The following is a 21,389-nucleotide window of genomic DNA, read 5'->3' as shown; positions in this document are numbered from 1 at the left end:
GGCGCCCCTTCCTCCCCCACTGGATTCAACATGACTGGCAGTTACAGTCAGAGCTTGGTCATCATCTCCTTGCTGGTGGCCATTCTTGCTTCGTACACGGCGCTGGACATGGCCGGCCGCCTGGCCACGGCCGAGGGACGCGTGGCCCGCTGGTGGCTGGCTGGCGGCGCGGCGGCGATGGGCCTGGGCATCTGGTCGATGCACTTCATCGGCATGCTGGCCTTCGACCTGCCGATCCCGGTCGGCTACGACCTCGGCATCACCCTGCACTCGCTGGCAGTCTCGATCGGCGCATCGGCCTATGCGCTGTGGCTGGTGTCACGGCCCAGCCTGCCCTGGCGTCGGCTGCTGGCCGGCGCCGTACTGATGGGGCTGGGCATCGCGGCCATGCACTACCTGGGCATGGCCGCGATGCGCATGCAGCCGGGCATCGACTACCACCCCGGCTGGTTCGCCGCTTCGATCGCGGTAGCCATCGGTGCCGCTGGCGCCGCGCTGTGGATCGCGTTCCGCCTGCGCACCGAACAGCACCACACCCTCCTCCTGCGTGCGCTCGCATCGCTGGTGATGGGCCTGGCCATCGTCGGCATGCACTACACCGGCATGGCCGCGGCGGGTTTCCCCGAAGGCAGCATCTGCGGCGCCGTCGGCAGTGGCGGCATCGATACCCGCTGGCTGGCGGTGCTGGTGATCGTGACCACCGTGGCCACGCTGGGTATCGCCCTGGTCGCCTCGCTCTTCGACCGGCAGATGCGCGTGCGCACCGGCCTGTTGGCCGATTCGCTGGCGCATGCCAACGACAGGCTGATCCAGGCCGCCCTGCATGACCCGCTGACCCAGCTGCCCAACCGCATGCTGCTGCAGGATCGCATCGAGCAGGCCATCGAGAAGGCGCGGCGCCGCAACCACGCCGTGGCGGTGATGTTCTGCGACCTGGACGGCTTCAAGGCGGTCAACGATGCCTATGGCCACCAGCTCGGTGACCGCCTGCTGGTGGCAGTGGCGCAGCGCATCGGCGGGCTGCTGCGCCCGCAGGACACCTTCGCCCGCCTCGGCGGCGACGAGTTCGTGATCGTGCTGGCCATCGACATTCCCGACGATGCCGTGGTCGTGGCCGAGCGCATCATCGCTGCCGCGGGAGAGCCGTTCACCCTGGACGCGGCCGAACTGCAGGTCAGCGCCAGCCTGGGCATCGCCCTGTATCCGGATGATGCCCGCAACGAACGCGAGCTGATGGCGCATGCCGATGCGGCGATGTACCACACCAAGGAAACCGGCCGGAACGGCTATACCTTTTTCACGCCGTCGATGCAGCTGAGTGCCAACCGCCAGCTGCGCCTGCTGCAGGATCTGCGCAAGGCGATCACGCGCAACGAGCTGGTGCTGCATTACCAGCCCAAGTTCCCGGCAGCCGGTGCACCGGCCACCGGCGCCGAGGCCCTGCTGCGCTGGCAGCACCCGGAGCTGGGCCTGCTGGCACCGGATGTGTTCATTCCCATTGCCGAACGCAGTGGCCTGATCCTGCCGATCGGCGACTGGGTACTGGACCGCGCCTGCGCGCAGCTGCGTGCGTGGCACGATGCCGGACATGCCGAATGGTCGATGGCGGTGAACCTGTCGCCGCTGCAGTTCTCCTCGCCGGCCCTGTTGGACAGCGTGCGCGAGGCACTGCAGCGGCACCGCATCGCACCGGCGTGCCTGACCCTGGAGATCACCGAGACCACGGCGATGAAGGATGTCGATGCCAGCCTGGCGATCCTCAACGACCTGACGGCGATGGGGGTGCACATCGCCATCGACGATTTCGGCACCGGCTATTCCAGCCTGCTGTATCTCAAGCGCATGCCCGCCACCGAACTCAAGATCGACCGTGCATTCGTGCACGATCTGGAGTGCAACGCCGAGGACGCCGCCATCGTGTCGTCGATTATCGCGCTCGGCCGCACCCTGCAGCTGCAGGTGGTGGCCGAGGGCGTGGAGACCCAGGCACAGCGCGAGTACCTGAGCGAGCTGGGCTGCGACCAGCTGCAGGGCTACCACCTGGGGCGGCCGATGGAAGCCGACGAGTTCCTGCGCCGGGTGGGATGAGGTTTGGCGTTGGGGTCGGATCCCTTGCCGCAGGCAAGGGATCCGACCCTATCCACCCGCCAACAGAAAGGCCGCCCGAGGGCGGCCTTTCTGCGTGGCAACGTCGCGAGGAGGTCAGTGCATCATGTGCACGTTCATGTTGTGCATGACCCACAGGGTACCGACCACGATGATGCCGATCACCACCACGGTGAAGGCCGCAGCGTTGACGTTCCAGCGGCTTTCCGAAGAGCGGTCCAGGTGCAGGAAGAACACCAGGTGGACCAGCATCTGCAGCACCGCGGTGATGGCGATGACGACACCGTTGACGGTGCGCGAGAAATCGCCGGACATCACCATCCAGAACGGGATGACGGTCAGCACCACCGCCAGCACGAAGCCGATCAGGTACGACTTCACGGTGCCATGGCTTTCGCCGCCGGTGCCGTGGTCGTGTGCATGGTTGTCATGTGCCATTACAGGGCTCCATTGAGGTAGACGACGGAGAACACACCGATCCAGATCAGGTCCAGGAAGTGCCAGAACAGGCTCAGGCACGCCATGCGGGTCTTGTTGGTCGGGGTCAGGCCGTACTTCTTCAGCTGCACGAACATCACCAGCAGCCACAGCAGGCCGGCGCTGACGTGCAGGCCGTGGGTACCGACCAGGGCGAAGAACGCCGACAGGAAGGCACTGCGGTCCGGACCGTAGCCCTGGTGGATCAGGTGCTGGAACTCCCACACTTCCATGCACATGAAGCCGAAGCCCAGCAGCCAGGTGATACCCAGCCACAGGTACATCTGGCCCATCTGCTTGCGGTGCATGGAAATCATGCCCAGGCCGAACGTCAGCGACGAGGTCAGCAGCAGCGCGGTTTCCCACGCCACGAACGGCAGCTCGAACAGGTCCTTCGCGCCGGGGCCACCATCGGTACCGCCTGCCAGCACCACGTAGGTGGCGAACAGCGAGGCGAAGATGAGGCAGTCGCTCATCAGGTACACCCAGAAACCGAAGACGGTGTTGCCGCCGGTGTCGTGGTGCTCGTGGTCGTCATGGCCATGGGCCGCCGCGTGCGCGGCGTTCCCGTGGCTCAGGGTCGAGGTATTGGTGCTCATGCCTTCAGCTCCGACTTCACCAGGCCCTGGGCTTCCAGGTGCTTGCGGTGTTCGTTCTCGATGCGTTCCACCTCGGCGGCCGGGACCCAGTAGTCCACGTCCTGGTCGAAGGTGCGGTAGATGAACGTGGCGATCATGCCGACGAAGCCGACGATGGCCAGCCACCAGATGTGCCAGATCATCGCGAAGCCGAACACCAGGCTGAAGGCACCGATGACAACGCCCGTGCCGGTGTTGCGCGGCATGTGGATGTCGGTGTACTTGGCCGGCTTCGGCCAGGCTTCACCACGCTGCTTGCGCTCCCAGAAATCGTCCAGTTCGGTGACTTCCGGCAGGGTGCCGAAGTTGTAGAAGGCCGGCGGCGAAGAGGTTTCCCACTCCAGCGTACGGGCATCCCACGGGTCGCCGGTCAGGTCGACGGTCTTCTTGCGGTCGCGGATCGACACGGCCACCTGGATGATCTGGCACAGGATGCCGGCGCCGACAATGAAGGCACCGCAGGCAGCCACCAGCAGCAGCGGCTCGTAGGCCGGGTTGACAGTGCTCTGCAGGCGACGGGTCATGCCCATGAAGCCCAGCACGTACATCGGCATGAAGGTCACATAGAAGCCGATGAACCAGCACCAGAACGCGCACTTGCCCCAGAACTCGTTGAGGCGGAAGCCGAACATCTTCGGCCACCAGTAGGTGATGCCGGCGAACATGCCGAACACCACGCCGCCGATGATGACGTTGTGGAAGTGGGCGATCAGGAACAGGCTGTTGTGCAGCACGAAGTCAATGGCCGGGATCGCCAGCATCACGCCGGTCATGCCGCCGATGACGAAGGTGACCATGAAGCCGATGGTCCACAGCACCGGGGTGGTGAAGTGCACGCGGCCACGGAACATGGTGAACAGCCAGTTGAAGATCTTCACGCCGGTCGGGATCGAGATGATCATCGTCGTGATGCCGAAGAAGGCATTGACGTTGGCACCCGAGCCCATGGTGAAGAAGTGGTGCAGCCACACGATGAACGACAGCACGCCGATGCAGGCGGTGGCGTAGACCATGCCCTTGTAGCCGAACAGCGCCTTGCGCGAGAAGGTCGCGATGACTTCGGAGAACACACCGAACGCCGGCAGGACCAGGATGTACACCTCCGGGTGACCCCAGATCCAGATCAGGTTTATGTACAGCATGGCGTTGCCGCCACCGTCATTGGTGAAGAAGTGGGTGCCCAGGTAACGGTCCAGGGTCAGCAGCACCAGAGTGATGGTCAGCACCGGGAAGGCGGCGACGATCAGCACGTTGGTCACCAGGGCGGTCCAGGTGAACACCGGCATCTGCATCAGCTTCATGCTGGGGGTACGCATCTTCAGGATGGTGATGAAGAAGTTGATACCGCTCAGCGTGGTACCCAGGCCTGCGACCTGTAGACCCCAGATGTAGTAGTCCATGCCGACGCTTGGACTGTATTCGATGCCCGACAACGGCGGGAACGCCAGCCAGCCGGTAGCAGCGAACTCACCGATCCACAGCGACAGCATGATCAGCACAGCGCCCGACACGAACAGCCAGAAGCTGAGCGAGTTGACGAACGGGAACGCGACGTCGCGCGCACCGATCTGCAGCGGCACGGCCAGGTTCATCAGGCCGGTGATCAGCGGCATCGCCACGAAGAAGATCATGATCACGCCGTGGGCGGTGAAGATCTGGTCGTAGTGGTGCGGCGGCAGGTAACCCTCGGACCCGCCGACGGCGAGCGCCTGCTGGGTACGCATCATGATGGCGTCGGAGAAGCCGCGCAGCAGCATGACGAAGGCGACGATGAGGTACATCACGCCGATCTTCTTGTGATCCACCGAGGTGAACCACTCCTTCCACAGATAGCCCCACAGCTTGAACTTGGTGATCAGGGCCATGACGCCCAGGCCACCCAGCACCGCGCCGACCAGGGTGGTCAGCACGATCGGATCGTGGGGGATCGACTCAAGAGAGAGTTTTCCCAACATGTTCATTCTCCCGAACCCGCGTGGCCAGCATGGCCAGCGTGTTCGTGTTCGGTGGCATCCAGGTTTTCACCCGATTCCTTGGAATCATGCGCGTCACTGGGGGCGTGGCCCTCGTGCGCTTCATGGCTGGCGGCATCGGCAGCGGCGGCACCGGCATGTTCATGCTTCATGCCGTAGTGCTTGTTGTCGCCCATGTGCTTGGCGATGACCCAGTTGAACAGGCCTTCTTCGGTCTTGCCGAAGTAGGTCACCGGGTACCACTCGGCGTTGCGTGCTTCACCCAGGGCCTTGAACGAAGCCTTGTCCAGCGTCTGCTCGCCGGCGCGGACCTGGTCCAGCCACTGGCGGTATTCGGCATCGGTGACCGAGTAGGCGGTGAAGTGCATCTTGGCGAAGCCCGCGCCGCTGTAGTGCGAGGACATGCCCGGGAATTCACCGGTCTCGTTGGCGATCAGATGGAGCTTGGTCTCCATCGCGGCCATCGAGTAGATCATGCTGCCCAGGTGCGGGATGAAGAAGGCATTCATCACCGTGTCGGACGTGATCTTGAAGTTCAGCGGCGTGTTGACCGGGAACTTGATTTCGTTGACGACCGCCACCTTCTCTTCCGGATAGATGAACAGCCACTTCCAGTCCAGCGAGATCGCCTCGATGGTGACCGGCTTGACGTCCGATTCCAGCGGCTTGTACGGGTCCAGCGCGTGCGACGAACGCCAGGTCAGGACCGCCAGCACCAGCACGATCATGCAGGGAATGGACCACACCACCACCTCGATCGCCGTCGAGTGGGACCACTTCGGCTCGTAGCGGGCCTTGGTGTTGGAGGCGCGATACTTCCACGCGAAGGTCAGGGTCATGATGATGACCGGGATGACGACCAGCAGCATGAGCACGGTAGCCGTGATCAGCAGGGTCTTCTCATCCTGGCCGATCTGGCCCTTCGGACTGAGGATGGCCACGGCATCGCAGCCGGTGAGCATCACCAGCAACGACAGCAGCAGGCCCGGGCGCAACCAGCGCCCAAGGGTTTTCAACGGAATCATCGGTCGATCCAATTGCGAGGGAATGCCGTTCCCCGTCCTGCCTGTCCCGGCAAACGCCGGTCCCGCCGGTCCGGAAGACAGGCAGGGAGGTGGGGTCGAGTCAGCCTTTCAATTTTAGGCCGTCACCCACCATTTAAGAAAGGCATTGACAATGATCGGGCGCAGGAAAGGCCCGTTTCAGGCTGCGACACGTTGTCGCAGTGCGCAACTGCGGCGGGCAGAACGCGGGGGGGAGGATGCGTTCCCCGGGTTGAGGCAAAGGAGAACGCCAGCATCGGCACAGCGAGATGAACGAGTTCAGGTTCAAGCCCCGTTCCAGAGACTCTTCGTCAATCAGCCCTATTGATAGCCTGACACCGCCTTTTCGCCCTCATCAAGCGACTGGACCATCGTCCGTGCGAGCACCTTCAGCGTCTCTGGTTCGCTCTGGAAGACGCTGCCCGATCTGGCCACCCACGATATGCAGGTGAAATCCAAGGCGATGGCCTGGCAGAGCGCAGTCGTGCCTGGGTCCAAGCACCACGCGAATCCAGCGACTACCGCCGAGGAATCAGAAGGAACCAGTGGAGCCGCGACGCCTGCCATTTCTGGCAGGCCCGCCCCACCAGGAAGGGCAGGCCGCCAAGCCACCTGCCCTCCTTGACTCTCAAGGCAACCTACCTTGGCTGTATCACCCGGCCCAAAGCGCAGGGCGAAACATCAAAGCGGATTCTTAATGGACTGCTGCAAGAACGGCGGAGACGAGTATTGCGAGCAGCCAGATGCGTTGCACGCTTGTACGACATGAGACGCTGCGCAGTAGTATGCGCCCGCTCGCGTGAGGTCATGCTCTGGTCCTGAGTACTGAACTTGCCCGGTAGGAGCAGCTTTCAGATTGTAGGTCGTTGCACCCGCTGACACCGTCCAGCGAACGGAGCAACTGACCTTCAATGTCGTTCCAACGTAGCGCTCTGTCTTTGCCGAATACATGATCGCCGGCGTTGGCGGAATGGGCGCCGGCGCAATGTATAGCTGAACTACGTTCGAGTAGTCACTGCATCCTGCCGCATTGCAGTCCTTCACCCTGAAAGCGTAGCTTCCAGATTCAAGGCGCTGCGCCGTTGCCGACAAACTTCCAGTACGCGAGACCAAGTCCCACGCCCCACCATTCATCGACTTCTCTAGATCGAAATCATGGGAACCACCGCCAGTGCCAGGACCCCAACTGAAAGTGTAGCCGTTTGCATCATTGTAGGCCGGCCCAGAAAGCAGCGGAGGCGAAGGGCGCGCAATGACATTGATCGAACCCGAAGCCGAGTAGGGCCCAGCACCCGACCCGTTGATTGCACGAACTCGATAGCCATATGAGCCGACTGGCCTTCCGGAGAATGACCTGGCACCAATGTTGCTGTCCTGCACCTGGACCCAACTCCCTCCGTTGGCGCTTTCCTCAAGGAGATAGCGTTCCGCTGCAGCTACGCCTGTCCAGGTGACCGTGTAGCTTCCGTTGATCGACAGCGTTGGCACACTGATCTGTGGCGCTGCCGAAGGCGGATACTGAACGAGGATGTTTGCCGCCGAGCTGCTACCACCACACCCTCCCGCGTTGCAGGCCATGACCCGGTATGCGTAGGTGCCGGCCATCTTTCCAACAAAGGCACGGAGCGCAGCAGCCCCAGAGTAGGTCTGTTGCCAACCTGCACCATTTGCGCTTTCCTCAAGCGTGTATCGATCAGCTCCCTGTATCGCCGACCAGGAAACAGTATAGGAGCCATCGACACTGCGACCGGCGAGGTTGATGGTTGCGACGCCCGCAGGAGGGAACACTACCCCTACATTGACACTGGCGCTTGGTGCACCGCAGCCACCGGCATTGCACGCAAAGACGCGATAGCCGTAGTTTCCCGCAGACCTTCCGGTGAAATTGCGCGAGGCAACATCTTCCTGCAGCACCACTGACCACCCTCCCCCGCCAACGCTCTCCTCCAAGCGGTAGTGGGCGGCGCCAGTGACGCGGGTCCAACTCACACTGTAGGTGCCATCGGAGGAGATCGTCGGGGCGCTGACAATGGAAGTACCGGAGGGAGGCAACTGGACGCGAATGGTGGCTTGGGAGCTCCAAGTGCTACAGCTGCCAGCACGGCATGCCCGGACCCTGTAGTCGTAGGTGCCGGAGCCGTTACCAGGTGCAATCCAGGATTTGCCCGCCCCTGTGTAAGCCCCATGCCACACTCCCCCTTGCACGCGTTCTTCCAACTCATAGGAAGTCGCTGCGCTGCTGCCACTCCAGCCAACGGCATAATCACCGCGGGAACTGAACCCTGCCAGGCTCAGCACCGGCGTCGACAACACAACGTCGCCAACAATCTGGGCGATCAGGCTTCCATTCAAATAGACATACTCCATGCCTCGTCCCGTGGTGTCCTCCTGTCTCCGCAATACCCCATCCATTCCATAGAGCGACAAGCGGCCAGTGCCATCGGGACGAAGGTTGGCAACGCGACGCCCATGCCCGTCGTAGCGGTAGGCCTCCACCCCCATCACTTCGCGCAGTCTATTGCCGTGATCAAAACGGTACTGGATGCCATTGCGGGCGCTAAGGTTGCCTTTGCTGTCATAAGCCAAGCCGATCGTCGTCGCACCATCGTCAGCGCGGACATTGGTAATCCGGTTGTTGGCGTCGTACCAGTAGTTGAACTGGCGGATACCACCAAGATGCGCGGTACGCAGGTTGTCGACGGCGTCATATGAATACATCGCTATGCCGTCTCCGCCAAAACCCGCTGATTGGGCCCGAACCAGCCGGTCAAGACCGTCATAGGCCATGGTCTTCGTGCGCCTGCTTTCAAGAATATCCTGGATGCCGCTGACATTGCCCATTCCGTCGTACGTGTAGGCGTTATCAAGGGCCCCGCCCTCCTGGACCCGCGCTGGGAGCTGCCGAGCGTTCTGCTGCATGACATGCTGAATACCATTGCCGTAGGTGAAATTCCGCATGCCTCCGTTGGGGTGATAGCCGAGAGCGACTGCATAAGAGCCGGCGCGGGTCGGTTGCGCCAACCCATTGGGCGCGTAGTCAATGAACATGCCACTGGGGTACCGGATGCCCGACAGCACGCCGTTCGCATTGTAGGCGTACCCGATGGACCAGTTATGCCCTTCCAGCTCACCACCGGTTTCACCGGCAAGCAATCCGCGGCGGGTGTAGGTGTATGCGTTGACTACGTCGGGAGCGGCCTTTGCCTTGGTGATGATCTGATCGGGCTTTCCATTGGCAGCATATCGCCAGGTCTGGTCGCCATTTCCATCAGGGAACAACAGTGTTTTCAGCCTGTTCCGTGAGTCATAGGTCCGGGATACCCTGCTTTCTACGGCCCCGGCAATCAAACCCGTAGGATGACACCCCATGGATGCGTCAAGTCCTGCGGCCGACCACGTCAGGTTTCCAGCACCGTCGTAGCCCGTCAGCGTCACCCCGGTTTCTGGCTCCAACTGACGGCAGACGCGTCCCTGAGCATCATAGGTATAGCTTCGAGTAATCGTTCCCATTCCATCCGCCGCGCCCCTGGTAATCGAAAGCGGCCTATTGAATACGTCCCGAGTCACCCGCGTGATCACCCCCTCCGGCTGCCGTATCTCCCGGGGTAACTCATAGGAGGGCTGATCAAATGCCTGGAACCAGGTCTGCTCTGATCGTCCATCTGGACGCGTCGACAGCGTATAGCTTCCCTGACCATCCGAGCCATAGGCTGTTGACGTAGTCAGCAAGCCCAGCTCGCTGTCCTGCGAACGGCGCACGACGCGCCCGATAGCGTCGTACTGCGTCCAGACTCCTTTATCCGGAGTACTTGAGGCCGAAGGATACGATGAAAATACGTTGCGCCCCTCGTGGTCGTATTCGTACCCAGTGAAACGCTCGGTGCCGGGGGCATTTGCGGTATCGAGCTCGCGCAACAGCAACGTTCGCCACATTGCATCCAGATAGCGGATCTTGCGCCCCGTGCCGGTTTCGACCGTGTAACGCCAATGGCCCGGAGGCAATCCATATTCGCCAACGTTAACCCGCTCCAAAGCCGCCGTGACAGGATTCCAGGCAACGGAATCACCTGCAGCGAAATCAGTACGGACCAGCCGGCCCATAGGGTCATACTGGTAGCTGGTCGTGTAGCCGCCCTCGTCAGTGGACTGCGCTATCCAGCCGTTATCCTCCACGCTTGCAGATATCGAGGCGCCATCCGGGAAGGTTATTGCCTGGGGAACGCCACGCTTCCATGCACTGAAGGACGTCATGTTTCCATTGCCGTCGCGGATTGCAGAAACAGTGCCATCTGCGTGGTACTCAATGGACTGCGCAACGCGCCCGAACTCTTTGATTGTGGCCGGCGCAGCTTCAGCGTTATAGATGGTCTCATATGCCAACGCACCATTCACGCTGAGACTCTTGGTCTGCCCCATGACCCACTTGGCCAAGTTGTCGTGGAACTGAGTACCTTCAATCCGGGCGGGCGCCCCGGCTACGCTGCTCTGTTTGCTGACGGCAACCGGGCGCGCCAGCGTGTCGAACTGCTGCACTGTCCAGCCAAAGTTGACTCCGTCCTGGGTGACCGTCTTCGACAGCAAGGGGCGATGGAGCTCCGACGGGAAGCCTGCCTGACGGTAACGTGGACTAACTCCCCAACGCGCTGGATAGTTGCTATCTGCCAAGCTCAAGTCATAGGTGAGGCGCTCTTTACGCAGTAATTCGCCACTACTGCTTCGAACTTCGGTATCAAGCAGCTTACCTTCGTTGTATCGATAGGAATTACCATACTTATATCTGACGGAACTTCCGTCCGGAGCCGTGATCGCAGTTGATTTCGAGCCTGCACAGTCATCTGACGTACACAGAGGCGCCGTACAGTCGAGCACTTCAGGCGGACATACCGGAAACTTGGGATCTGCAGCAAGATACTTGTAGCTGCTGCCCGTGCTGTACGCATAGGTCCATTGCATCGGCTCAATTCCGACACCTGACAGCGTTTTGCTGACAAGGGACAAGCCGTAGTGCGCGGGTGGTATCCAAGCGATGTCGTCGGTTCGATCATTGAATGGACGAGTAACGTTCTTGCAGTACAAAGGAACATTGCTGCGCCCGTGGAGAACGATGCCTACCGTGAACTGTGCGGACAGGCCCGAAGGATGCACCATGCTCCCTGAGAAACTCAACGGGCCATAGGGCTCGCCCTGTCGAGCACAATTGCGTGAATTCTGATCTCCGGGCTCCCCGATCACGTACTGGATGCTGGCCCGACCCAAGCCGCTGAAATCAATGGACCACTGCGTTTGATCAGGCTGGCGGACACCGGTCAGTGTGCGTCTACCACCATCGTTTGTATAACTGTAGGTCCACACACGACCGTTGGCTGCAACCTGACTTACGTTTCCTTCGCTATCGTACTGAACCGCAATCGAGCGCCCATCGCTGCTGTCAATGCGCGTCAGCCTTACTGTCTGATTCCAGGCATTCGAGTACGTGTATGAGACCCAGTTTCCATACCGATCCTCGACCCGCGTTGGGTAAATGTGGTTTTTCTTTCTTGAGACCCGGCGCTCAATGGTCTTAGCAACATTGGAGACAACCTGGGCAGTCTGCGAAACAAGCGCCGGCTCAGCGTCCTGTGCCATCCAATCGAATCGATAGCGATTCCCGTTCGGCGTCACGGCCTGGAAGCCCTCCCCCGCCCCATTGGCCAATGCAGGAAGACAGGAGATACGGATGTTGTCACCCGCAGTCCAGTGGTAGGTCTCACCATCACCCGGAACAGGCACGTTACCTTCGATGTGCAGCAGCTCACCACCACCTTCAGGCAACTGCAAGGTGACGCCATCCCAATACTCGTCCGGTCTTATGTACTCGGTACCCACCTGAATCGGAATGGGACGCGCATCATAGATGCTGGCCACGGAGCAACGGCGGTTAGGCTCGCCCGTAGCGGAGACAGTCCAGTCCGGAGCGAAGTCAGCTGACAGAGAAGGCAGCTGGATTTCCCAATCTGCCATCGCGAACGACCGGTAGAAAACGCCAGGAATCGGGTTGTTCCTCACGTTGAAGCGGCGCTCGAATCGTACTGGCAACTCATTGTTGCCCGGCATATCGACGTCAGTCGCCTTGAAGGAAATCCCTCCCATGTACGTATCGACTTCCTCCCCGAAGGAATTGCTGCCTACCACAGTAGGCTCGGAAGCACTACCCACACGGCTTCCGTATTCCTCCCAAACCTTGCGTTCTTGGGCATAACAAACACTGGTGATCGAGAGTAAAACCATCACTGCAGCGTTCACGGAGTTGCGCGAAGGCAACTTCAAGGCGAATCCGTTCAATCAAGTATCCTCGTTGTTACTGCAAGCCGAATTTTCGATCAACGCACCGTACACTCACGCGCAGAATCAGACGCAATTCAACAGGGGTCCGCCAGATGCCTCCCACAAGCAGAACCAGAGACGCTCGCTTGGCAGGTTCCGGAGAGAAGTTGACCAGCCTGTCCTTTGAGCTTGTCTCTTGCCTACCTATCAGGAAGGGAGCATGTACCAGCCCACCAACAACGGGCAGTCATTTATGCCCCCACCTCCCAAGGACCATCAACCATTCTCCCCCGCCATATGCCTTCTATTCCAGGCGAAACAATGATGATCCTGGCGATGAGATCACCGTCTGATCCTGTCATGAGCATCCCTTGCTCGAGAACCAGTTGCCCTCTTCTGAGGTCCTCCAGCGTCCCCGTGAGGTTGAGTCTCAGGAAACCCTCAGGATCCTTATTATTGAAATCGACAAATATTCTGGACCCAGACATCCATGGCCTCTGCAACCTTTCAACGACAGGAACCAGATTGGATACTGCAGGAAAAGAGTCAACTGGCTGCTTCTCGCTCAAGCCCCACGACTGTGATGCAAGTCGGGGGAGACCCTGCCCGTGGAAGTAACCTCACCTCCCCGTCGCTCACCTGCCCAAACGTCGTGGCGCCAACCTGACTGTGAGTTACGTTGCTGCACAGTTGCCAGAACGACGCTCCATTTGCACTCTCTAGGGAGAAACCGAAGAGGCCTGCTGGATGTTGACCGGCCCCTTCCCAATCCCTGCCGCTGAATCTGCCAACTGCGGATCCATATACCGCTGCTGCATGCAGCTCAACCCGGTGGCCGAGTCGCCCACATGCCCGGTATACCCCGGGCCATCCGTGACCTGACCACCGACCACAGCACCGTAAGGCTCGTAGTCGTAGCGTTTGATCACGTTGTCGTTGGCATCGTTCTCAGCAACAACCGAGCCAAGCGCGCCCGTGTGGATGTAGGTGACCGTCGTTTGTGCCACTGCGGCTGGTGACAGGCCAAGGCCAATCAGCAGCACGCAGCACAGCCAGGCACCCAAGGCCCCCAGCTTCCGAAATCGTTCTTCAAATCCCCTGAAGCGGGTCGGCACGCCGCCTGCAGTTCCCCCGAACCTGCGCATCCTTCCAATCCCTGAAAGAGCCTTGAAGCAAGGCTGGGTATTCATAGCACAGGAATGGCCGGGTGCGGTTGCCAGATCAGGAACAGGGGGCGGCGCTAAGCGCCTGGGAAGCCGGGCTGGCCGCGAGATTCGGAATTTGGGGGCTGCCAGCCATGGGCTGGCACTACTGGGGCCGGCATTCCGCCGGGTATGGCCCCGCGCTACCAGAGCACAAAAAAAGCTCCGACCAAGGCCGGGGCTCTTCTACAACTGGTGCCGGAAACAGGAGTCGAACCTGCGACCTAACGAATCCAGCCGCGCGCCCCCCCCCCCCCCCCCTACTAGCGACCGACGCCTGGCAACTGATAGGACAAGCTCAACCCCAAGGCTCGCAGTGATAGCACGTTGCCAGTGGGCTCGTCGTTGCAACGCAGAACGCAACAGCCTCATCCTATCTCCCGCCCCTCCATCACGCTGACCAGCAGTACAACGGACTTCCAAAAATACCGTGAGCTCCTAGCTGCTCGGGCCTCCCCCCCCAAAAGGCATAGAACAGATCCTCCTGTGCCCTATACACCAACCAGCGCCCCCCCTCCTTCGCGACGCACATCCCAGAGATCTCTTCACCATCGTCAAATCCCGGAATACCTGGCGCCATTACCACCGCAGACAGTTCAAATGGTTGACATGCATTCCGCCTGATGTCATTCGCAAGTTCTTCAAGATACTCGCTCGGATTCATGCCCGAATCGATATAGACATCGGAGCCATCGGTTAGGCGCGACTCCAATAGATCATTAAGATCGCTCACAGGCCCGACCTCTCTGGCGGCGGAGGCGGCTTGGGGTAATGTAGTGTCTCATGAGGCATTTCACCATTTGCCGGAATATCGATTCGAGGGCCAGAACCCGCATTCCCTGGCCGATAGATTACTCCGTTCTCACCAACCTGCGCCCTCTCTGGCAATCGTGAACCTTCAGGCGCTGGACCGAACTCCCCGCCGGTCAAAGTACCGAAATCCTTCAGTCCATCCCCCACACCACCATTGCCCGGTGCCAGCGGACCGTTATTGACACGCCCTCCCTGCTGCCTGCTTCCCTTATCCTCAGTTCCTACCAATCCTCCAGGCAACGCGGGAGCATCACCTTTGGGTGATTGAGACTGCTGAATAACTGGCAGAATCGACTCGACCGCATTCCGAAGCAGCCGCCCTCCATACACTGTCCCCACGTATACATAGTCTACGGCGCACGTAAATCCGCTGGTACATTCGATTGTGCATGACCTCTCACCACATGTGGCGGACCTTCCATCCGGATCCGTGAACTTGTACGGATTCCCGTTCGCATACCGATACCGGTTGAACTGCCCAACCGGCTGCTCTTACGCCGTCACCGGATCCACCGACAGGAACACCCCAAGCTGCGGGTCCATGTAACGCTGCTGCATGTAGCTCAGTCCGGTCGACGAATCGCTCACATGCCCCGTGTATCCTGGTCCGTCCGTGACCTGACCACCGACTATGGCTCCGTAGGGCTCGTAGTCGTGGCGCTTGATCACATTGCCGTTGGCATCGCTCTCGGCGACAACCGAGCCCAAGGCGTCCGTATGGATGTACGTGATCGCCGTCTGCGCCATTGCGGCTGGCGACACGCCAAGGCCAATGAGCAGCACGCAGCAAAGCCAGGTGCCAAATGCCCCCAACTTGCGAATTCGATCCTCAAATCCCCTGAAGCGGGTCGACACACCGCCTGCAGTTCCCCCGAACCTGCGCATCCTTCCAATCCCTGAAAGAGCCTTGAAGCAAGGCTGGGTATTCATAGCACAGGAATGACCGGCTGCGGTTGCCAGGTCAGGAACTGTGCGAGGAGCTAAGCGCCTGGGAAGCCGGAGGGGCGGGTAAATCGCGAGACTCAGAAATCGCGGAGTGCCAGTCATGGGCTGGCACTGCTGGGGTTGCCGGCCAGCGGCCGGCACTACCAGAGCATAAAAAAACCCGGCCAAGGCCGGGGCTTTTCATTACAACTGGTGCCGGAAACAGGAGTCGAACCTACATTTCATCTCAGTCCCGGGTCTGTCGGCCCAGCGATATTTCCGGTTCCGACCGTCCTGTCCAGACTCTCCTCAAATACCTCACCATCTTCAATGTAGAGCTGGACTTCGTGGTCGGATGATAGCCGGATGTCCAGTACCCATACTTGCGGCGCGCCAGCAAGCGCATCGCACAGATCACCCGTAGACACCTCTAACGGCCTGTTCACCATCCGCTCTCGAAGATGACCCAAGGTCGCTTTTGACTCCACTCCCGAAGGGACATCCAAATGCGATAGCAGCCAAATATCATTCGTGCTGAAGTTCTTTCTTAACGCCTCAACCACCCTGTCTCCCGTGATTGGGAAGCCCCAAGCGTTTACGGTCATGACTATCCGCCTCCGTTAAGCGGCCGCGCGGGTCCGCGTGAAGGAGTGCCCCCGGTAGCACTCGGCTCGTAACGACGTTCGTGCGGGTTCGTATGACTGCCCGGCCGGCCGTGGTCAGTAAAATCAATAGTCTTTACCGGCCTCCCGTGACCGTGCAACTCGCTTACGGCAGCAACCCTAGGGGGAACGGTTTCCACAGGAATGGTTCCGGCGCTGCAGGGAGGCGGGACCTCGTCACCGGTCCGACATGAGACAATGGATAAAACCATTGCAATCATCAGAATGCGGTTCATTCAACGCCCTTGATTACTGGTGGGGGAGCAGACTTTGACCGTGCCATTCGTATCGCCGTAGCTTTTCCGGACGGGCTCATCCAGCTCACGCACAGCTCAGGTCTCTACGCTTGTCGCCCGCGCCTCCTCCGGAGATACGCCGACTTTGATTTGTATAACGCCGTTACTCTCCGAGCTGGACTGCGGCGCAACGAGGGAAGACTTGAAAGCGGACAGACCAACCCGATCATGCTCGGCAGCATGGCTCACCTCGTAACCGCCGAGACTGGATCTTCCCTGAGGATTTGATGCGGAGTCCAGAGGTGACATCAATACGGACTGTCCTTGTGTATTCGCCATATCCAAAATCGCCATTACAGTTGAACTGGTGCCGGAAACCGTAGTCCAACCTGCCACGCAAGCACCTCAAAACAGAAAAATTGCGTCTTCCCTCAGCCAGCCGAAAAACCAGGCACAGCCTCGGCTATCGCCGCGACAATGTCATCCACGGTCAACCCAGCGTCGAAAGCCTCGAGAGCCAGGTATTCTCCAGCATATGAATCAAGCCCACCGGACTGAGCCAATGCACTCCAAACCAAGCGATCGACTGGATTCGAATGCTGCGAACCATTCATTCTCACCGAGAATAGATCGAACCAAAATTTATAGTCAGCAGCCTCGCCTCGAAGCCAAAAATCCCGAGCCGCATTAACTGCAGCCAGTATTTCCCCGTCAAGGCGTTCTCCAAGGTAGTCACACGACACAATCGCTAGCCTGGCCCTCGCGCCACCATTTCGCTCCAATCCAGCAACATCAAGAAGATCGTCAAGAGCGTCGATCAGCTGGCGCATGCGCACACGCGATGTTTTTTCGTCATTCATAAATACACCTTATAACGGAGGTTTCTTAACTGGAGGAATGGCGCGAACACCTTGGTCTTTCGCCACGGCAGCACAGCTGCTGCTGGATGAACACAAAAAATCCGATGCCAGAAGACTGGCATCGGATTCTGATTGGCTCAGCCGCTTAAGTGAACAGCATTACGGCACTGCCAAGGTTCTTTCATGGTGCACCGTCGGCTGACAGGGTCAGCCCAGCGAAATCAACCGATACTTCCGGCGCAATGCGGAATGCATTTCATGAAGACGTCAGCGGGCTGTTGCTCAGCCTGCTCCGCCAGCGCCTGCAGAAAGTCCGCATAGGATCCTACGGCGGGCAGATCCCTGTAGTCCGATCCAGCCCAGAACACGAACCCGATGTTCATCTCGAACGCACGCTTCACCAGACGGGCGATACGCGAGCCTTCCACATCCGAGTTGGATCTGATGCGCAGGTAGACGTCGTTGATCAGATCACTGGCATCCCCAGCAACTGCGGCGCAACTGACTACCTGTTCTGCCCCAGGGAAGTAGAGGTCGGCAACCCCAGCCAGGAAGTCACTGTTCCGCGCAGACGCCATCTCATCACGCCATGTTCCCTCTGCGGCAGGATTCTGCTCGAACAGGATGAACTGACTCATGGACCACCTCGATCCTGTCGATTTTCTCTATGTCTCAGCGAGCCATCTTTCAATCCGGCATCGCCCTTCCTCATCGATTCCGCGAGAGGTGTATCGATTCGTTTTCCACTACTGGGGTCGGGACCATGTGCATGTGCGCGCGGATCGCCCGCGTGAGGGTGTGAACCGTGGACTTGCACCCACCCCGGGTTTCGAGGATTTGGCGCCGACGTTGGAACCAGATCCATATCTTTACCCGGCGGGAGAATCACTCCGTCATTTGTGGCAGTCCAGACCTTCCTTCCGTCTGCCGCAGCACTGGCCCCCTGTTCGCCACGGCGTGCGGAATCCATTGCTTTGTCTGCAATCCTGACCGCTTTGATACTAGCTCCCGCGCCACCAGGCACAAAAGGAACTGCGGCCGCGACAGTGTCAATCGCGACACCAACGGAGTCGACTACCCCAGCGCCAATATTCCCTTGACTGAAGTTCGAGTACGCACTCGACGCGCCCATGGCGATGTTTGCCACATCCCAAACCGTCTCGACAATTTGACCGTCCGGGTCTTTGAACTTATAGGGATTTCCGTTGGCGTATCGATAGCGGTTGAACTGGTCAACGGGAGCGTCATGCGCAGTTACAGGATCCACGGACAAGAACATACCAAGCTCAGGATCCATGTACCGCTGCTGCATGTAACTCAGTCCGGTCGCCGAGTCACTCACATGCCCGGTATACCCCGGCCCATCCGTGACCTGACCACCCACCACGGCCCCGTAAGGCTCGTAGTCATAGCGCTTGATCACGTTGCCGTTGGCATCGCTCTCGGCGACAACCGAGCCCAAGGCGTCCGTATGGATGTATGTAACCGTCGTCTGGGCGACTGCGGCTGGCGACACGCCAAGGCCGATCATCAGCACGCAGCACAGCCAAGCGCCTAAGGCACCCAGCTTGTGAATTTGATCTTCAACTCCCCTGAAGCGGGTCGACACACCGCCTGCAGTTCCCCCAAACCTGTGCACCCTTCCAATCCCTGAAAGTGCCTTGAAGCAAGGCTGGGTATTCATAGCACAGGAATGGCCGGGTGCGGTTGCCAGATCAGGAACAGGGCGCGGCGCTAAGCGCCTGGGAAGCCGGGCTGGGCGCGAGATTCGGAAATTGGGGGCTGCCAGCCATGGGCTGGCACTACTGGGGCCGGCATTCCACCCGGCATGGCCCCGCGCTACCAGAGCACAAAAAAAGCTCCGACCAAGGCCGGGGCTCTTCTACAACTGGTGCCGGAAACAGGAGTCGAACCTGCGACCTACGCCACAACCACTCGTATATCGAACGGGGGAACCAGACATTCAGCGTTCAAGCTCAACACCTCTCGTCGTCAGCGGGCGAGCTGGAGAAGAAGACTGCATCGCCTTCTTGAGCAAAAATTTCCGAAACTATCAGCGGATCACTCTTGGAAAGGTCATACGGACAGAACACTTCCGCGCAATACGCATCCCGATGTTCCAAGAACACTTTAACCGCATCGAGACCAGACTCATCATTCTGCGGCAACCATGCATTAGAAGCTATGCCATATGCGATCGCACAATCCTTCCGCTCCTGCAGCGCCAACTGAAGCAGCCTCATCCGACCTGCGGCGCCTCCACCATTCATCTTGACGCCCGCATGCACCATATCTCCAGTAGATGCAAGGTAAACTCCAAATGGGTGAAACTCACCATGCTCTACAAGCATCTTTCTGGCGAAATTAAGAATGTCTTCGAGCATTTTCTCGACTTGTTCTTTGGGCGTCATCTTTTAGGTCCTAAGTCATCTCGTCGAACAATTGTTGACTGCCGTTCTACCGTAAAGCTTACCTTAGTATTTGTGCCAGTGACGACAACATGCTCTCGCCCAGTCGCCTGAGCATGTTCCCGCTGCGCTCTGAGTTGCGACGAATCAGACAGTCGTTTTGTATCCTTAATTTCGCCAACCTGTCGAGAATTCTTGAAATCAGGACCTGCGACGTCCCCCCGAGATTGAGTAGCGCGACGGTTTGGAGTCCAATCCTCAACGACAAGGAGATTGGACGTGAAGAAGCGCTTTTCCGAAGAACAGATCATCGGCTTCCTGCGCGAGGCCGAGGCGGGCATGCCGATCAAGGACCTATGCCGCCAGCATGGCTTCAGTGAGGCCTCGTACTACCTGTGGCGCAGCAAGTTCGGTGGGATGAGCGTGCCCGACGCCAAGCGGCTCAAGGACCTGGAAGCGGAGAACACACGCCTGAAGAAGCTGCTGGCCGAGCAGGTGTTCGAGAACGACGTCATCAAGGATGCGTTGCGAAAAAAGTGGTGACCGCATCGGCACGCAGGTTGCTGGTGCGGAGCATGGTCGAGAAAGGGCTGATCGAGCGGCGCGCGTTGGTGGTTGCACGCATGAGCGCCAGCGCGCTGCGTTACGAGCCCAGGCCGGACCACAACGTTGAACTGCGCGAGCAGATCGCTGCACTGGCACACAGGCATCGACGTTACGGCGTGGGCATGATCCATCTGAAATTGCGACAGAAGGGGCATGTCGTGAATTACAAGCGCGTGGAGCGCCTTTATCAGCAAGCAGGTCTGCAGGTGCGTCGCAGGAAGCGCAAGAAGGTACCTGTCGGTGAGCGTCAGCCTTTGCTGCGCCCGTCCGCCGCCAATCAGGTGTGGTCGATGGATTTCGTGTTCGACCGCACCGCGGAAGGCCGAGTAATCAAGTGCCTGACCATCGTGGACGACGCCACCCACAAGGCCGTGGCCATCGAGGTGGAACGGGCTATTTCCGGGCAGGGCGTTGCCAGGGTGCTGGACAGATTGGCCGTTCAACGCGGTCTGCCGCAGGTGATCAGGACAGACAACGGCAAGGAGTTCTGTGGAAAAGCGATGGTGGCGTGGGCTCACGAGAAGAGAATTGCCCTGCGCCTGATCGAGCCGGGCAAGCCGAACCAAAACGCTTACGTTGAGTCCTTCAACGGGCGGCTACGCGATGAATGTCTGAACGAGCACTGGTTCCCGACGTTGCTCCATGCCAGAACCAGTATCGAAAGCTGGCGGCGCGACTACAACGAGGAAAGGCCTAAACGAGCACTTGGCGGACTGACGCCCGCCCAATACGCCGCGCAGTTGGCTGGCAAGAGGGATAAGATCAGCACCGGACTCTAAACCCGACCGCTACTGAGGACGGGGGGACGTCGCAATGTCGGCATCGATAGCCGAGGGCACACTTACTTCGCCCGACCAGTAGCGGTCCAGCAAGCCAGGAGCCAATTCGCTAGCAGATCCGAGAAGCCCTGTCTCCACAATTCTGGCCAGAAGCTCGTAGCTATCACTGTTCATCCCCAAAGCCCCCCCTTGGGCAGGATCAGGACGGAAGCTAACGCGCCCGTCATTTGGACTTAGCTCTTGCTTCCCCCCTGATCGGGCAGGGAGCATCTCCCAACCTAACCAACCACGGGCTCCAGTTTATGCAGTTGGATGAGGATCGTCCGCATGCGATTTGATCTAAAGGGAACCTACCGCCG

The 21,389-nt window shown here is 59.6% G+C and carries 15 protein-coding genes; 3 read left to right on the top strand and 12 right to left on the bottom strand.

Translation table 11 applies throughout. The features are described 5' to 3' along the window. Nucleotides 1–30: 30 nt before the first annotated feature. On the top strand, nt 31–2,088 hold the full coding sequence (locus QP512_RS05750) for a bifunctional diguanylate cyclase/phosphodiesterase (RefSeq protein ID WP_286071290.1): 2,058 nt from the start codon (nt 31–33) through the stop codon (nt 2,086–2,088). Between the two features lie 114 nt (nt 2,089–2,202). Here the strand turns inward: QP512_RS05750 and cyoD are convergent, their stop codons facing one another. The 9 genes from cyoD to QP512_RS05705 form a co-directional block, all read right to left on the bottom strand. Further along, nucleotides 2,203–2,544, bottom strand: a complete 342-nt coding sequence (gene cyoD / locus QP512_RS05745; protein ID WP_005408584.1) for a cytochrome o ubiquinol oxidase subunit IV — start codon at nt 2,542–2,544, stop codon at nt 2,203–2,205. Further along, nucleotides 2,544–3,182, bottom strand: a complete 639-nt coding sequence (gene cyoC, locus QP512_RS05740) for a cytochrome o ubiquinol oxidase subunit III (protein ID WP_286071289.1) — start codon at nt 3,180–3,182, stop codon at nt 2,544–2,546. The genes cyoD and cyoC overlap by 1 nt, the downstream gene beginning before the upstream one ends. Beyond that, on the bottom strand, nt 3,179–5,176 hold the full coding sequence (gene cyoB / locus QP512_RS05735; RefSeq protein WP_286071288.1) for a cytochrome o ubiquinol oxidase subunit I: 1,998 nt from the start codon (nt 5,174–5,176) through the stop codon (nt 3,179–3,181). Before cyoB ends, cyoC begins: the two co-directional genes overlap by 4 nt. A 2-nt stretch (nt 5,177–5,178) precedes the next feature. Next, the gene (gene cyoA, locus QP512_RS05730) at nt 5,179–6,219 is read right to left on the bottom strand and encodes a ubiquinol oxidase subunit II (protein WP_107230228.1); all 1,041 of its coding nucleotides are present in this window, start codon (nt 6,217–6,219) and stop codon (nt 5,179–5,181) included. Between the two features lie 699 nt (nt 6,220–6,918). Continuing rightward, nucleotides 6,919–12,558: an RHS repeat protein gene (locus tag QP512_RS05725; protein WP_286071287.1), complete on the bottom strand. Its 5,640-nt coding sequence runs from the start codon at nt 12,556–12,558 to the stop codon at nt 6,919–6,921. A 233-nt stretch (nt 12,559–12,791) separates the two neighbouring features. Then, on the bottom strand, nt 12,792–13,109 hold the full coding sequence (locus QP512_RS05720) for a hypothetical protein (protein WP_286071286.1): 318 nt from the start codon (nt 13,107–13,109) through the stop codon (nt 12,792–12,794). A gap of 150 nt (nt 13,110–13,259) precedes the next feature. Further along, nucleotides 13,260–13,655 (bottom strand): hypothetical protein, encoded by a 396-nt coding sequence (locus QP512_RS05715; RefSeq protein ID WP_286071285.1) that lies wholly within the window; start codon nt 13,653–13,655, stop codon nt 13,260–13,262. 1,392 nt (nt 13,656–15,047) lie between these two features. Next, on the bottom strand, nt 15,048–15,410 hold the full coding sequence (locus tag QP512_RS05710) for an RHS repeat-associated core domain-containing protein (protein ID WP_286071284.1): 363 nt from the start codon (nt 15,408–15,410) through the stop codon (nt 15,048–15,050). Between the two features lie 1,398 nt (nt 15,411–16,808). Beyond that, a complete protein-coding gene (locus tag QP512_RS05705; RefSeq protein ID WP_286071283.1) occupies nt 16,809–17,207 on the bottom strand; it encodes a hypothetical protein in 399 nt (132 codons plus the stop codon). Between QP512_RS05705 and QP512_RS05700 the strand changes: the two genes are divergently transcribed. Further along, nucleotides 17,206–17,439 (top strand): hypothetical protein, encoded by a 234-nt coding sequence (locus QP512_RS05700; protein WP_286071282.1) that lies wholly within the window; start codon nt 17,206–17,208, stop codon nt 17,437–17,439. The genes QP512_RS05705 and QP512_RS05700 overlap by 2 nt on opposite strands. Nucleotides 17,440–17,458: 19 nt before the next feature. On the opposite strand, the gene QP512_RS05695 is transcribed toward QP512_RS05700, so the two are convergent. The 3 genes from QP512_RS05695 to QP512_RS05685 all read right to left on the bottom strand — a co-directional run bounded on the left by QP512_RS05695 (nt 17,459) and on the right by QP512_RS05685 (nt 19,648). Next, nucleotides 17,459–17,875 (bottom strand): hypothetical protein, encoded by a 417-nt coding sequence (locus tag QP512_RS05695; protein WP_286071281.1) that lies wholly within the window; start codon nt 17,873–17,875, stop codon nt 17,459–17,461. After that, the gene (locus QP512_RS05690) at nt 17,872–18,846 is read right to left on the bottom strand and encodes an RHS repeat-associated core domain-containing protein (protein ID WP_286071280.1); all 975 of its coding nucleotides are present in this window, start codon (nt 18,844–18,846) and stop codon (nt 17,872–17,874) included. Before QP512_RS05690 ends, QP512_RS05695 begins: the two co-directional genes overlap by 4 nt. 367 nt (nt 18,847–19,213) lie before the next feature. Further along, nucleotides 19,214–19,648 carry a hypothetical protein gene (locus tag QP512_RS05685; protein ID WP_286071279.1) on the bottom strand — a complete coding sequence of 145 codons (435 nt, stop codon included), beginning with the start codon at nt 19,646–19,648 and terminating at the stop codon, nt 19,214–19,216. 336 nt (nt 19,649–19,984) lie between these two features. On the opposite strand from QP512_RS05685, the gene QP512_RS05680 reads away from it, so the two are divergent. Continuing rightward, a protein-coding gene (locus QP512_RS05680; RefSeq protein ID WP_286071995.1) for an IS3 family transposase occupies nt 19,985–21,030 on the top strand; the annotation gives its coding sequence in 2 pieces (ribosomal slippage) (nt 19,985–20,183 and nt 20,183–21,030; 1,047 coding nt in all). The last annotated feature ends 359 nt before the right edge of the window (nt 21,031–21,389 follow it).

The organism is Stenotrophomonas sp. 57, assembly GCF_030291075.1.
In the GTDB taxonomy this organism is placed as follows: Bacteria; Pseudomonadota; Gammaproteobacteria; order Xanthomonadales; family Xanthomonadaceae; genus Stenotrophomonas.
Note: the sequence above shows the minus strand (reverse complement) of the source record. Positions and strands in the feature narration are given on the sequence as shown.